The organism is Moraxella sp. CTOTU47579 (genome assembly GCF_032004885.1).
Classification (GTDB): Bacteria; Pseudomonadota; Gammaproteobacteria; order Pseudomonadales; family Moraxellaceae; genus Faucicola; species Faucicola tetraodonis.
Genome location: NZ_DALZOJ010000005.1, coordinates 187,745 through 200,946 on the forward strand (window position 1 = coordinate 187,745; position 13,202 = coordinate 200,946).

Annotated in this window: 9 protein-coding genes and 1 pseudogene; 5 read left to right on the forward strand and 5 right to left on the reverse strand. The window is 41.8% G+C overall.

The annotated features are described in order from the left end of the window. Positions 1-195 precede the first annotated feature (195 nt). A complete protein-coding gene (locus tag RTP55_RS05610) occupies positions 196-1,599 on the reverse strand; it encodes a hypothetical protein (protein WP_312384808.1) in 1,404 nt (467 codons plus the stop codon). A gap of 338 nt (positions 1,600-1,937) precedes the next feature. Then, on the reverse strand, positions 1,938-2,372 hold the full coding sequence (aciT, locus tag RTP55_RS05615; RefSeq protein WP_312384810.1) for an AciT family ciprofloxacin tolerance protein: 435 nt from the start codon (positions 2,370-2,372) through the stop codon (positions 1,938-1,940). Between the two features lie 584 nt (positions 2,373-2,956). Here aciT and glyQ point away from each other — a divergent pair. From glyQ to RTP55_RS05635, 4 genes and pseudogenes are all read left to right on the forward strand, one after another. Further along, positions 2,957-3,922, forward strand: a complete 966-nt coding sequence (gene glyQ, locus RTP55_RS05620; RefSeq protein ID WP_040403119.1) for a glycine--tRNA ligase subunit alpha — start codon at positions 2,957-2,959, stop codon at positions 3,920-3,922. Between the two features lie 228 nt (positions 3,923-4,150). Next, positions 4,151-5,031, forward strand: a pseudogene (locus tag RTP55_RS05625) (sulfite exporter TauE/SafE family protein). Between the two features lie 122 nt (positions 5,032-5,153). Then, positions 5,154-7,256, forward strand: a complete 2,103-nt coding sequence (glyS, locus tag RTP55_RS05630) for a glycine--tRNA ligase subunit beta (protein WP_312384811.1) — start codon at positions 5,154-5,156, stop codon at positions 7,254-7,256. Between the two features lie 617 nt (positions 7,257-7,873). Further along, positions 7,874-9,160: an O-acetylhomoserine aminocarboxypropyltransferase/cysteine synthase family protein gene (locus RTP55_RS05635; protein WP_312115456.1), complete on the forward strand. Its 1,287-nt coding sequence runs from the start codon at positions 7,874-7,876 to the stop codon at positions 9,158-9,160. Between the two features lie 113 nt (positions 9,161-9,273). Here RTP55_RS05635 and tsf read toward each other — a convergent pair whose 3' ends face one another. From tsf to msrB, 3 genes are all read right to left on the reverse strand, one after another. Then, the gene (gene tsf / locus RTP55_RS05640) at positions 9,274-10,152 is read right to left on the reverse strand and encodes a translation elongation factor Ts (RefSeq protein ID WP_312384814.1); all 879 of its coding nucleotides are present in this window, start codon (positions 10,150-10,152) and stop codon (positions 9,274-9,276) included. Between the two features lie 228 nt (positions 10,153-10,380). Continuing rightward, positions 10,381-11,154, reverse strand: coding sequence for a 30S ribosomal protein S2 (gene rpsB, locus RTP55_RS05645; protein ID WP_050324911.1), 774 nt, complete (start codon positions 11,152-11,154; stop codon positions 10,381-10,383). A gap of 271 nt (positions 11,155-11,425) precedes the next feature. Next, positions 11,426-11,896 (reverse strand): peptide-methionine (R)-S-oxide reductase MsrB, encoded by a 471-nt coding sequence (gene msrB, locus RTP55_RS05650; protein ID WP_065253765.1) that lies wholly within the window; start codon positions 11,894-11,896, stop codon positions 11,426-11,428. A 160-nt stretch (positions 11,897-12,056) separates the two neighbouring features. Between msrB and map the strand changes: the two genes are divergently transcribed. Then, positions 12,057-12,842: a type I methionyl aminopeptidase gene (gene map / locus RTP55_RS05655; protein WP_062332270.1), complete on the forward strand. Its 786-nt coding sequence runs from the start codon at positions 12,057-12,059 to the stop codon at positions 12,840-12,842. Positions 12,843-13,202: the final 360 nt, after the last annotated feature.

A 13,202-nucleotide genomic window follows, 5' to 3' on the forward strand; every position in this document is an offset into this window, starting at 1 on the left:
ATTTAAAATCATTAATATTGATCTTAGTTACAAAAAATAATTTTAATGAAAAATAGCGAAGATTTTGAATAAATGGCTACCAAAACGGCTACCAAAACTAAATAAAAAAAATAAAAATTAATTAATATCAGTGATTTAAGTTAATAAAAAACAACCACCTAAAGTGATTGTTTTTTATCATTTAATGACAATGGCTTACTTGTCTTGAGAGCTATCACCACGGGTAATGGAAATATTGGTGATAGGTGATTTATCATCAGTGACTGCGCTAGTTTTGACATTGTCGGCAATGACCTCATCAGACGCATGCTTTGCCTCAATTTCAGCAGATTTACGCAGCGCAGGCGTTAAGTTGTCATTATCGGCTGATTTGGCAAACACGTTGTCAGGACGGATACTATCATCATCTGCCGTACTATCTTGAGCGTTAGTAGTATCTTTAGCCGCTTCATACTTCTCTTCGATGGCTTTATTATCGGATGCATCAGAATCACTCGTCGTTTCATCGGTCAGCTTTTGCTTAGCTTGTTCGACTTTATCTTTTGCCTCGCTGACTTTTTCTTTGGCTTCATCGTTTAGCGCATCTAGTTTGTCATCGGCTTGGGTTTTTAATTCCTCAACCTTTGATTTAGCATCATCTAGTTTTTCACCGGCCAAGCTCTTAACATCGGCTAATTTTTCAGCTGCTTGGTCTTTGACGTCTTCAAGCTTGGTTTTAGCATCCGCAAGTTTATCATCTTTGGCTGCTTTTGCTTCATCAAGCTTTTCAGTGGCAGTTTCTTTAGCGTCATCAATTTTATCAGCCGCTTGCGCTTTAACCTCATCCAACTTTTCTTTGGTTTCGCCAAGTTTTTCGTTAGCGGTGTCTTTAATATCCGCTAATTTTCCGCTCGCATCTTCTTTGAGTGCATCGATTTTTTCTTTGGCTTCGGTTTTTAGCTCATCAAATTTTTCCACCGCATCATCTTTAATTTCAGCCGCTTTCGCCTTAAGGGTGTCTAATTTGCTCGTAGCTTCAGAATCACTGTCAGCATTGACATCTTTGGTGTTGGCTTCATTAAAGTATTTGCTGCTACCAGATGCTTTACCCGCGCTCGCGCCCCCAATCATTGCTAGGGCTTTGCTGCAAAGTTCTTTAGCAAAAGGTGTGGCTTTTTCAATCAAGGGTTTTGCTTGTTCAACCACAGGTTTAAGTGGCTCAGGTACTTTTGGCACAATAAATTTTGCGATTTGGTTAAACCACATCAGCAGTGAATAATCACCGGACATTTTTAAGTCACCATTTTGGATGCCCGTCATAAATGCCGTCGCCTCACCTTTAGTGAGCAATTTCACACCCGTCATTGAGTCTTTAAAGGTAATCGTCAATGTTGGCTCTTTGGCTGGACCTGCATGTTGGCTAAAAGTACCGTTATTAATCTCATAATAGCGTGACGTTTGTTCCGCGTCGCTGCCGAGTTGAATGGTAAAATTACGGTTTTCTAATAAGCCTTTAAATTTGTCATCGCCCATTTTGGCAAGTTGGGTTAGACGCAAGCCAACGGCAAACAATAATACGTCAAGGGGATCTGATTTGATTTGGGTTAATTGAGATAACATACGTGTCCTCCAAAATTATAGATTTTATAGATATTGCAATACGCAAGGTCTTTTAATAAATGATAATAATTAAGTCATTCACTTCAAAGAGATTATAATTCGCTACTACAAAGGATTTAATAGCTTTGTTATAAAATATATTATAAGGGCATCGATGCCAAGTTACAGTAATGTTTAACATACCAGTATCATTTTTTGTAATCAAAGCGTTTGATTTGTGTATTTGAGCGACGTTAGACAGCGAGCCTTTTACCTTTTATCAAGCTAAAGCGCATAAAAAACCCATCAACATGATGGGTTAAATAACTTGCTATAGCGATAAGGTGGCGAGGTTGTTATTAGTTTTTTGAGTCAAACACAGAGGCATGACGAACAAAGTTTTGATGAAAATCGGTATCTTTTTCTAACACCACAGGACGATGACCGGCGCTCATTTGGACACTGCTTTTTAACCTGGTTTGGTAAGTAGTAGCTTGACTCGCCGCTTTATTAAACTTGGGTTTTCCATTTAACGCTATCACAATCGGAATCATTGATAGACCAATTGCCGCCACATACGCATCCGTGCCAGTCAACGATGACAGCGTGACCACTGCCCAGTGCAAGCCTTCCACCGAAATCCAGTACACCATGCCCAACATAAAATAGCCCAATACAAAACGGTAAGGGGTAAACGCAATCGCTAGCATACCGACAGTCACTAGAACGATTAAAAACAACCAGTTAGAAGTTAACGACGTAGCAGCTAATAATAGACTTGCCGAAATAAGCATGGTTGACCTCATGAAAAGTTATTGAAAACAACTACTTAACATAAATTAAGTAAAAGCTTGTGTAGGTTATTATGGCGATAAAAGATGAAAATTAAAAGTCAAAACCCAACTAAAACGACATTGGATGACGTATCAAATTTGGCTGATTTATCTTAAAAAAAAGCGATTAAAAAGGCTAAAACCGGCTAAAAAAAGCTAACAATCAATCGTCGAAATCACTTGTTCAAGGGTAACAGGAATTTTCGTAAATCTAGTAAAAAAGTGCTAAAATGCGGTAACTGATTTGTCGCGAAATGTATATTGTTTTAATGCTTTGTAGTTTTGCCAACCCCTTAATTTTCTCAATAACCATGACTATATATCTAGCTAAAAAACTGGATAAGTTTGCTATTTTGGGCGTTTTAAGTAAAAATATCGTTCGGCAATTGTACCGCCTATTTTAAGGGCTATTTGCGACGCAAAAAAATTTAAATTTTTAATGTGACTAATTAAAAAAACTGACGCTTTATCAAAATCACGTGGACAACTATTTTGATAAACACAGTTTGCCTAATCACCGACTATATAGTGGTAATTCTCGTATGATGACGTTTCAACAATTGATTTTAACTTTGCAAAATTATTGGGCAGAAAAAGGCTGTGTGGTGTTACAGCCTTACGATATGGAAATGGGTGCAGGCACGTTTCATACCGCCACTTTCTTACGAGCATTAGGTCCAGAGCGTTGGCATGCCGCCTATGTGCAGCCATCACGCCGTCCCACGGATGGTCGCTATGGCGACAACCCAAACCGGTTACAACATTATTATCAGTTCCAAGTGGTACTCAAACCCAATCCACCTGATATTCAAGAATTGTACTTGGGGTCACTCAAAGCAATTGGCATTGATACCTTAACGCATGATGTACGCTTTGTAGAAGACAACTGGGAGTCACCAACGCTTGGCGCATGGGGACTTGGTTGGGAAGTTTGGCTAAATGGTATGGAAGTTACCCAGTTTACTTACTTCCAGCAAGTCGGTGGTATTGAGTGTTTCCCAGTGACAGGAGAAATCACGTACGGTCTTGAGCGCCTTGCCATGTATATCCAAGGCGTGGACAGTGTGTATGACTTGGTATGGACGGATGGCGAATTTGGTCGTGTCACTTATGGTGATGTATTCCACCAAAATGAAGTGGAACAATCGACCTACAACTTTGAACATGCCGATGTGGCAAAAATGTTTGAGTTGTTTGATTTTTATGAAAGCCAAGCTGACAAATTGGTCGGTCTTAATCTGCCGCTGCCTGCGTATGAAATGGTGCTTAAAGCGTCACATACCTTTAACTTGTTGGATGCACGTGGGGCAATTTCAGTCACTGAGCGTCAGCGCTTTATTCTGCGTGTGCGTACCTTGGCGCGTAAGGTCGCACAAAGCTATGTAGAAACGCGCGCCAAATTGGGCTTCCCATTGGCGGATGATGCACATAAAGCGGATGCGTTAGAAAAATATCTACCAAAAGAAAATATTTCAAAACAACAGATGAAAGAAGCGGATAAATCACAATAGTTTCACCACATCGACGAAAAAATTTTTTTGAACAGCAAAATTGAAAAAGGCAATAGATAGGTTCTATTGCCTTTTTTCTTGCCTTATTTTATTGATTATTTTGTTATCAACGCTAATAAAAAATATCAAATTATCAGAATATTCTAATCTCGCATATTTATATCAACAATCGCCACAGGGCAACGACGCGCTATTCTACTACAATAGCCGCAGCAAGTAAGCCATGTAATAAGGGGCGGTGAGTGGAACTTTATTTTAGCGGGTATTTTTGTCGGATTTTGCGTGGGTGTGACCGGTGTGGGCGGTGGGTCACTGATGACGCCGATTTTGATTTTACTGCTAAAAGTAGAGCCGCATATTGCTGTCGGCACCGATTTGCTATACGCCGCTATTTCCAAGTTTTTTGGTGGGGTGGTACATTTTAAAAAATCGAATGTCGTTTGGCCAATCGTGCTATGGCTAGCCATTGGTAGTATTCCAGCCTCCATTGTCACCAATTATCTCGTCGCTACTTATTTGGGTAATATCAACGCCATCAAACTAATCATGACCTTGATATTGGGCGTGATGTTGACCATTACCGGGATTTCGCTGATTTTTCGCAACCGTATTGAGGCGTTTTTTGACAAATACCGCACAACTGACCAAACTGACAGTCTCACCTCCCAAATCCCCAAATATAAATTGGTGCTGATGGGCATATTGCTCGGGGTAGTAGTGACCTTATCGTCGGTTGGGGCAGGGGCATTTGGCGTCATGGCGCTGGTGCTGATTTTCCCCAATTGCCGCTCATTCGTATCATCGGCTCGGATGTGGTACATGCGGTGCTGTTAACCCTGGTCGCAGGTCTCGGACATTTGCTGTCAGGCAGTGTGGATTTTCACATGCTGACCTTTTTGCTCATTGGCGCGATTCCTGCCATTATTGTAGGCACATTATTGAGCAGTAAACTACCTGAGAAAAAATTGCGCCCGATTTTAGGGGTGACGCTGTTGTTGTTAGGGATTAACTTTGTGGTCAATCCTGCCAAGGCCAAACCAAAAGCGGCGGTCAATAATACGCCAGTCGCTACAACCGCTGTAACGACTTCGGCAAGCACCAGCCGATAAGTTTAATTTTGGTTTTGCGCTGACAGTTTTCTTGATTTGCCCCGCTGATGGGGCATTTTTATGGCTTAAATTTCTGCTATAATCGCCTATATTTACCCTATTTGAATCAACAAGGCTTTAGCATGTCTACTATTTTATTTGAACTTGGCACCGAAGAATTGCCCCCAAAAAATCTAAAAAAATTGCGCGATGCTCTCACTGACCATGTCACCCAATCGCTAAAAGATGCCAATATTCGCTTTGATACCATTAAAAGCTTTGCCGCCCCGCGTCGCCTTGCCTTGCAGATTCAAGGAATTAGTGAAAAACAGCCCGATAAAATCGAACAAAAACGCGGTCCTGCAGTCAAAGCTGCCTATGACAAGGACGGTAATCCAACCAAGGCGGCTCAAGGGTTTGCCCAAGGCTTGGGTATTGACGTCAAGGATTTAATTACCATCAAGGGTGATAAAGGCGATTATATCGGCTATGAAATGAATGTCATCGGTCAGCCTGTGGCTGAGTTACTGCCGAGTATTTTTCAAAAAGCCTTAGATGAGTTGCCGATTGCCAAACGCATGCGCAGTGGCGCAGAGCGTTCTGAGTTTGTTCGCCCTGTCAAATGGTTGGTGCTACTCAAAGACGACCAAGTGCTGCCAGCAACGATTCAAGGATTAACGTCGGGTGAGACAGGATCGCAGGGCGTTGAACTGGGTCGTTATAGTCTTGGACATCGTTTCCATCATCCTGATAAGGTTAGAATTGACACGGCGGACAGCTATGAGCAAAACCTTGCCGAGGCGCATGTCATCGCTGATTTTGACAAACGCCAGCAGCTTATCAAAGAACAAGTGCAACAGCTTGCTGATGAAGTAGGGGCGACTGCTATCGTACCGCAAGATTTGCTTGATGAAGTCACTGCGCTGGTCGATTATCCAGTAGCGCTACGCGCAAGCTTTGAGCCACGATTTTTACAAGTGCCGCAAGAGGCCTTGATTAGTACCATGCAGGCGGATCAAAAATATTTTTGTTTGACTGACAGCCAAGGTAAATTACAGCCTTATTTTATCTTTATCAGTAACATCGACAGTAAAGATAAAGCGCAAGTGATTGCCGGTAACGAAAAAGTGGTACGTCCACGCCTTGCTGATGCCGAGTTTTTCTTTTTACAAGACCAAAAACAGCCATTGTTTGCCTTGACTGAAAATCTCAAAACCCGCGTATTCCAAGATAAGTTAGGGACAATTTGGGAAAAATCTGAGCGTATTGCCAAGCTAGCTGCCTTTATTGCTACCCAAATTGGCGAAGACGTTGAGCAAACGGCACGGGCAGGCTTGCTGTCAAAAGCAGACCTTGCCAGTACCTTGGTGGGTGAGTTTCCAGAACTGCAAGGCGTAGCAGGGACTTACTATGCGCGTTTAAACCAAGAGCCAGAAGCAGTGGCGGCGGCAATCGAAGAGCAATATCTGCCAAAATTTAGCGGTGATAAATTACCAGCGACCAACATTGGAACGGCGCTGGCATTAGCAGACCGTTTGGATACGCTGGTCGGTATTTTTGGCATTGACCAAGCGCCAACCGGTTCAAAAGACCCGTTTAGCCTACGCCGCGCGGCGATTGGGGTACTGCGTATTTTGATTGAGAAACAACTGCCACTAAATCTAGTAGTATTGCTTGAGCAAGCTTTATTGGGTTATGTAGGCAAAATTGATGACTTACCAAAAACTTTTAAACAAGTGATGGAGTTTATTAATTCACGCTACCGTGCCATGTATGAAGACCAAGGCGTGAGCGTGGATACAATTATGGCGGTACAGGCGCTACAACCGCAAGTGCCAATGGATTTTGACCATCGTATCAAAGCCGTCCAAGCTTTCCGTGATTTGCCACCCGCCAAACAACTTGCCGAGGCCAATAAACGTGTTGCCAATATTTTAGCCAAGGCTGAGGGTGAGATTGCAAGCCAAATACAAACGGCTTATTTACAAGAACCTGCCGAAAAAGCATTGTACCAAGCGGTGCAAACTGCAGCGCAAAGTATTGAGCCGCATCAACACACTGACAACGCCAACTACACCCAGATTTTACAATCTCTAGCGACACTGCAGCAGCCATTGGATGACTTCTTTGAGCAGGTGATGGTGAATAGTGAAGATGCTAATCTTAAAGCCAATCGGTTGGCGTTGCTAAAAAAAGTGCGTGGGTTATTTTTAACGGTTGCAGATATCAGTGAGTTACAGCTATAAGCTAATTTAGATACGAGTCAACGCTTTAATCATAGGGCTTCGATACTATCGCTTTAATACCCCTGCTTTAATATCATTGGTTAAACCCATACTGACAACGGTCATTATGGGTTTTTTTACAAGCTAAAGATATTTTTACGCTTGTTTTTGCTAAATTGGCAGGCTAGTTTACGCGTATTTGATACTATTTTAAGGGTATTTTCGTCTGAATTGCTCTCTAGGGTCTATTCTGGTGTGACCAGCTTCAACACTTTTGTTAGATTAGGTATTTAACGGTGAGGTTTTATCTATTATTTATTTTTTCTCATTTATCTTCGTCTAGAGTAATTACGTGAAAGCCCGTAATAATGATGGCTTGTTTCATTCCATGGTGGTTACCAAAAGGTAGCGGCTTCTTTTACAAAGCTTAGTGTTGCTGTGTTTGTCTGTGCTAGCGTTTGTGGCTATCAATGGATATATGGCGCACTTTTAGACGCCAATTCACCACGAATCGATATTCCAAAAAACAGCATTAATGTTCCAATAATGCTCTATTGTGAATTTGCAAAACTGATTAATAACTCGTTACAATGCAAAAGAGATTTTTTTGCTAATTAAACTAAATTAAAGGAATATGTATGAGCCCACCGCATCGCCCAGAAACGCTCGCCATTCATGCAGGGTACGAACCAGAACCGACCACCAAAGCTGTCGCTGTCCCTATCTACCACACCAGTTCGTATGCCTTTGACAACACCCAACACGGTGCTGACCTTTTTGATCTTAAAGTTGCCGGCAATATCTACACCCGTATCATGAACCCAACCAATGCGGTGCTTGAAGCGCGTATGGCAGCGTTAGAAGGCGGCATCGGTGCATTGACGGTGGCATCCGGGATGGCGGCGATTACTTATACCATCCAAACCCTATGTGAGGCAGGCGATAACATCGTCTCAGTATCAACTTTGTATGGCGGTACTTACAACTTATTTGCCCATGCGTTGCCACGTCAAGGTATCGAAGTGCGTTTCTTTGATTATACCAAACCTGAGACTTTGGTTGATTTGATTGATGAGCGTACCAAACTGATATTTGGTGAAAGTATTGGCAATCCATTGGGTAATGTGCTAGATATCGCAAAAATTAGCGAATTTGCTCATAGCAAAGGTGTACCTGTGGTGATTGATAACACCGTCGCCACGCCAACATTGTGCCGTCCATTTGAGCATGGTGCTGATATTGTGATTCATTCATTGACCAAATATGTGAGTGGTTCGGGCACGTCGGTGGGTGGTGTGATTATCGATAGTGGCAAATTTGATTGGGGCGCTCACAAAGAACGTTTCGCGATTTTAAATACCCCAGATGCCAGCTATCATGGTGTCAATTTTGTCGAAGCCATGGGTGCTGCGGCGTTTATTGCCCGCGCACGCGTTGCGCCCTTACGTAATACCGGTGCGGCACTAAGCCCAATGAATGCTTGGCAAATTATGCTTGGGCTAGAGACGTTAGCCTTGCGTATGGAGCGACATTGCCAAAATGCCCAAGCCGTGGCAGAATTTTTAAACCATCATCCACAAGTGGCTTGGGTCAAGTACGCAGGATTAACCGACCATCCAGAGCATAAGCTTGCGCAAACATACTTTGGTGGTAAGCCATCAGCGATTCTAACCTTTGGGTTAAAAGGCGGCCGTGAAGCAGGGGCGAAATTCATTGATGCGCTACAATTAATTACCCGTCTAGTCAATATCGGTGATGCCAAGTCACTTGCTTGCCATCCCGCCACTACCACGCACCGCCAGTTAAATGCTGAAGAGTTGCAAAAAGCAGGTGTCAGCGAAGACATGATTCGTTTATCCATTGGTATTGAGCATATTGAGGACATCAAAGCTGACCTTGAGCAAGCGTTAGCCGCAGCCAATTAATCGCTTCATCTACAAATAATCGCTTCACATAAAAAATAAAAAAATTAGACAAAAAAATACCCCAAATTTATGGGGTATTTTTAATAAGTCTACAACCTAGCGGTTGTCGCTTATTATTTAGCTGCTGCTGCTTGAGCTGCTGCCACTTCTTCAGCGAAGTTTTCTTGTTTTTTCTCGATGCCTTCACCCACTTCTAAGCGTTTGAATGCTTTAACCGTCATACCTTCAGATTTTAATATATCGCCAACTTTTTTCTCGTTGTCGATAACGTAAGGTTGGTTCAGCAAAGTTACTTCGTTCAAGTACTTTTGTAGACCACCCGTAATCATTTTTTCAATCACGGCCTCTGGTTTGCCAGATTCTTTTGCTTTCGCTTCGATGATGTCTTTTTCACGCGCTAGAATATCAGCAGGTACATTGGCTTCATCAACGGCGATTGGGTTGAATGCTGCAACTTGCATCGCTACGTGTTTTGCGGTGTCAGCGTTACCGCCTTCAACAGAAACCACTACACCAATACGGATACCGTGACGGTAAGAGGCTAGGTTGTCACCTTCAATCACTTCTGCACGGCGTACTTGGATGTTTTCACCGATTTTTTGTACGAGCTCAACACGGGCTTCTTCAACCGTTTGACCATCGCCATACGGCAATGCAGAGATAGCCGCTACATCAGTGGTATCGTTAGCAAGCGCCAGTTCAGCTACTTTGTTTGCAAATGCGGTGAAGTTAGCATCTTTTGCCACGAAGTCAGTTTGACAGTTTACTTCAAGTAGTAAGGCTTTGTTACCTTCTTGAGCGATAATGATAGCACCATCAGCAGCAATGTTACCTGCTTTTTTAGCAGCTTTTGCTTGACCTGATTTACGCAGGTTATCGATTGCGGTTTCGATGTCGCCGTCTGCTTCTTGCAGGGCTTTTTTACATTCCATCATACCAAGACCTGTACGGTCACGTAATTCTTTTACCAGTTTTGCACTAATTTCTGCCATGAGATACCTCAATTGATTATCATTATAGATGAGAATTGGGTTGTTTATTGTCTAAACATTTGAAGATTAAAGGACAAAAATGGGTGATTTTTGCCCTTTAATATTACGCTACAAATTCGAATTTTTAGAAGCTAATTTTGTGTTTACTCATCAAAGTTAGTTTATAAAATTTTGATGACAGTATCATAACAACCCAAGCAATGCGCTGCTATGATACTACGGTAACCCTTATTCTGCCGCAGCTTCTGCGGGTGCTTCAGTTACTGCTTCTTCTTGATTTGCTGCTTTGCCGCCTTGAGTTTTAGCGTATTCTTTACCAGCGATAATTGCATCTGCAACCGCTGATACGTATAGCGTTACCGCACGAATCGCATCGTCATTGGCAGGAATGACATAATCTACGTCATCTGGGTTTGAGTTTGTATCAACGATACCAATAACAGGGATACCTAAGTTTTTTGCTTCTTTGATTGCAATCGCTTCATGGTCAACGTCAACCACAAAAATTGCATCAGGTAAACCGTTCATGTTTTTGATACCGCCTAACGCACGCTCAAGTTTTTCCATTTCACGAGTACGCTCTAACGCTTCACGTTTGGTTAACTTAGCAAACGTACCGTCTTCAGCTTGTTTTTCGTATTCTTTCAAACGCGTAATTGACTGACGGATGGTTTTCCAGTTGGTTAACATACCACCTAACCAGCGATGGTCAACATACGGCATACCAGCGCGAGCGGCTTGTTCGCTAATAACATTGCTTGCTGCACGTTTAGTACCAACAAATAGTACTTTGTTGCCACGCGCTGCTTCACGGTTAACGAAGTTTAGCGCTTCGTTCATCGCTTTAACTGTATGCTCAAGGTTGATGATGTGGATTTTGTTACGTGCACCAAAAATAAATTTGCCCATTTTTGGATTCCAAAAACGAGTTTGGTGACCAAAGTGTGCACCGGCTTCTAAAAGATCACGCATTGAAACTTGGGTAGGATTAGCTGACGCCATGAGATTTCCTTAAGTAAAGTTGGGTTATGCCTCCACATTACCGATTAAGCCGATTTGCAAACACGCATCAAAATCTACAGGATTTTAATTAATCAAATTTGCAAACACCCAGCTTAACTCTTATCAAGCTTGTTAGCTTGAAAATAGCAATGTGTGTGTCATGTTAGTAAATAAAAAAAGCAATTTGCCATTTTAAGATAAAATGACAAACTGCTATTTTAACACATTTTTATATGGTTAAGCTATATGTTTTAGCAAATGCAGATGGTAATTATTCAACCAATCCGATTAAGTCACCATACCCTTCTTGTTCCATCTCGTTCACAGGGATGAAACGTAGCGACGCGCCATTGATGCAATAGCGCATGCCGCCAAGCTCAGGAAGACCATCATTAAACACATGGCCTAAATGCGAATCAGCAACACGGCTACGCACTTCAGTACGTCGCATACCGTGACTGTCATCAAACAATTCATTGATTACTGCTGTATCAATCGGTTTGCTAAAGGCGGGCCAACCACAACCTGAGTCATACTTATCTGATGAGCTAAAAAGCGGCTCACCGCTGACAATATCCACATAGATACCACGTTCAAATTGGTGATCATATTCATGACTAAAAGGGCGTTCAGTGCCGTTTTGCTGTGTCACATAATATTGCTCATCATTCAAATTTGCCTTGATTTCAGCTTCAGAAGGTCTTACATACTTCTGTGTATCGATATTAATTGAATTAGCCATAGACGTTCCTAACCCTTGTTGTCATTGTAGAACATCACAATAGTTACAACCCATCCAAAATTCAAGTAACAACTGTTTAAACAAATAGTAGTTTTGTGAACAAGGCGAAAAGGGCTATAATACGTCTTCTTAAATTTTTGCAAAATCAGATAATTATTGTATGAAAACATTATTAAATAACCCTGAAGCCGTTGAAAAAATGCGCGTCGCTGGTAAATTAGCCGCCGACGTTTTAGTGATGTTAGATGAATATGTCAAAGAAGGTGTAACGACCGGGGCATTAGACAAGCTTGCCCATGACTATATTGTCGATGTCCAAAAAGCCATTCCTGCCAATGTCGGCTATCATGGCTACCAGCATACGCTTTGTACTTCAATCAACCATGTAGTTTGTCATGGTATTCCCGATGATAGCCGTATCCTAAAAGATGGCGATATCGTCAATATTGATGTCACAGTGATAAAAGATGGCTATCATGGCGATACTTCAAAAATGTGGATTATTGGTGAAGGCTCTATCATGGCGCAGCGTATCTGCAAAATTGCCCAAGACGCACTATATGCAGGGATGAAAGCCGTTCGCAATGGCGCCTATGTAGGCGATATTGGCGCAGCGATTCAAGCGGTGGCTGAACCCGAGCGTTTTAGCGTAGTAAGAGAATATTGCGGACATGGAATTAGTGACGTATACCATGATGAACCACAAATTCTGCACTATGGTAAAAAAAATACCGGTTTACAACTGACGACAGGCATGACATTTACCATTGAACCAATGATTAACCAAGGTGTATGGCAAACCAAAACCTTACCCGATAAATGGACGGTAATTACTAAAGACCGTAAATTGTCCGCCCAATGGGAACACACACTGATGGTCACTGAAAACGGCTGTGAAGTGTTTACCAAGCGTCCAGAAGAAGATTTGAGTTTTTTAAACAGTTAAAATATGAATAAAATCATTAATATAAAAGAAAGTTAGTAATTAATTTAAAATTATTTATATTTTCCTGTTGACACCCATTTAGATTCACGTATAATACGCCACCACTGAGCGACGAAGAGTTTACAAACAAGTAAAACAAATTACGAAGCTTAGCAAGAATTAAATAAAGCTTGACAGAGTAAAACAAAACGTATTACAATATCAAGCTCACCATATGATAGACGATATCTTTGGTACACTAAATAACAACAAACACAAGAACAACTTGTGTGGATTTTCACTTAGGTCGATAAAATTAAGACTTTATTAATTGTATTGTCAGAGTGAAGATACTCGTAAGTTTATTTGAGCAAAGACAGT

What these genes read in the sequence shown, in the direction of transcription:
- RTP55_RS05610 (WP_312384808.1), bottom strand. Translation starts at nt 1,599, where the DNA reads ATGTTATCTCAATTAACCCAAATCAAATCAGATCCCCTTGACGTATTA.
- aciT (WP_312384810.1), bottom strand. Translation starts at nt 2,372, where the DNA reads ATGCTTATTTCGGCAAGTCTATTATTAGCTGCTACGTCGTTAACTTCT.
- glyQ (WP_040403119.1), top strand. Translation starts at nt 2,957, where the DNA reads ATGACGTTTCAACAATTGATTTTAACTTTGCAAAATTATTGGGCAGAA.
- glyS (WP_312384811.1), top strand. Translation starts at nt 5,154, where the DNA reads ATGTCTACTATTTTATTTGAACTTGGCACCGAAGAATTGCCCCCAAAA.
- RTP55_RS05635 (WP_312115456.1), top strand. Translation starts at nt 7,874, where the DNA reads ATGAGCCCACCGCATCGCCCAGAAACGCTCGCCATTCATGCAGGGTAC.
- tsf (WP_312384814.1), bottom strand. Translation starts at nt 10,152, where the DNA reads ATGGCAGAAATTAGTGCAAAACTGGTAAAAGAATTACGTGACCGTACA.
- rpsB (WP_050324911.1), bottom strand. Translation starts at nt 11,154, where the DNA reads ATGGCGTCAGCTAATCCTACCCAAGTTTCAATGCGTGATCTTTTAGAA.
- msrB (WP_065253765.1), bottom strand. Translation starts at nt 11,896, where the DNA reads ATGGCTAATTCAATTAATATCGATACACAGAAGTATGTAAGACCTTCT.
- map (WP_062332270.1), top strand. Translation starts at nt 12,057, where the DNA reads ATGAAAACATTATTAAATAACCCTGAAGCCGTTGAAAAAATGCGCGTC.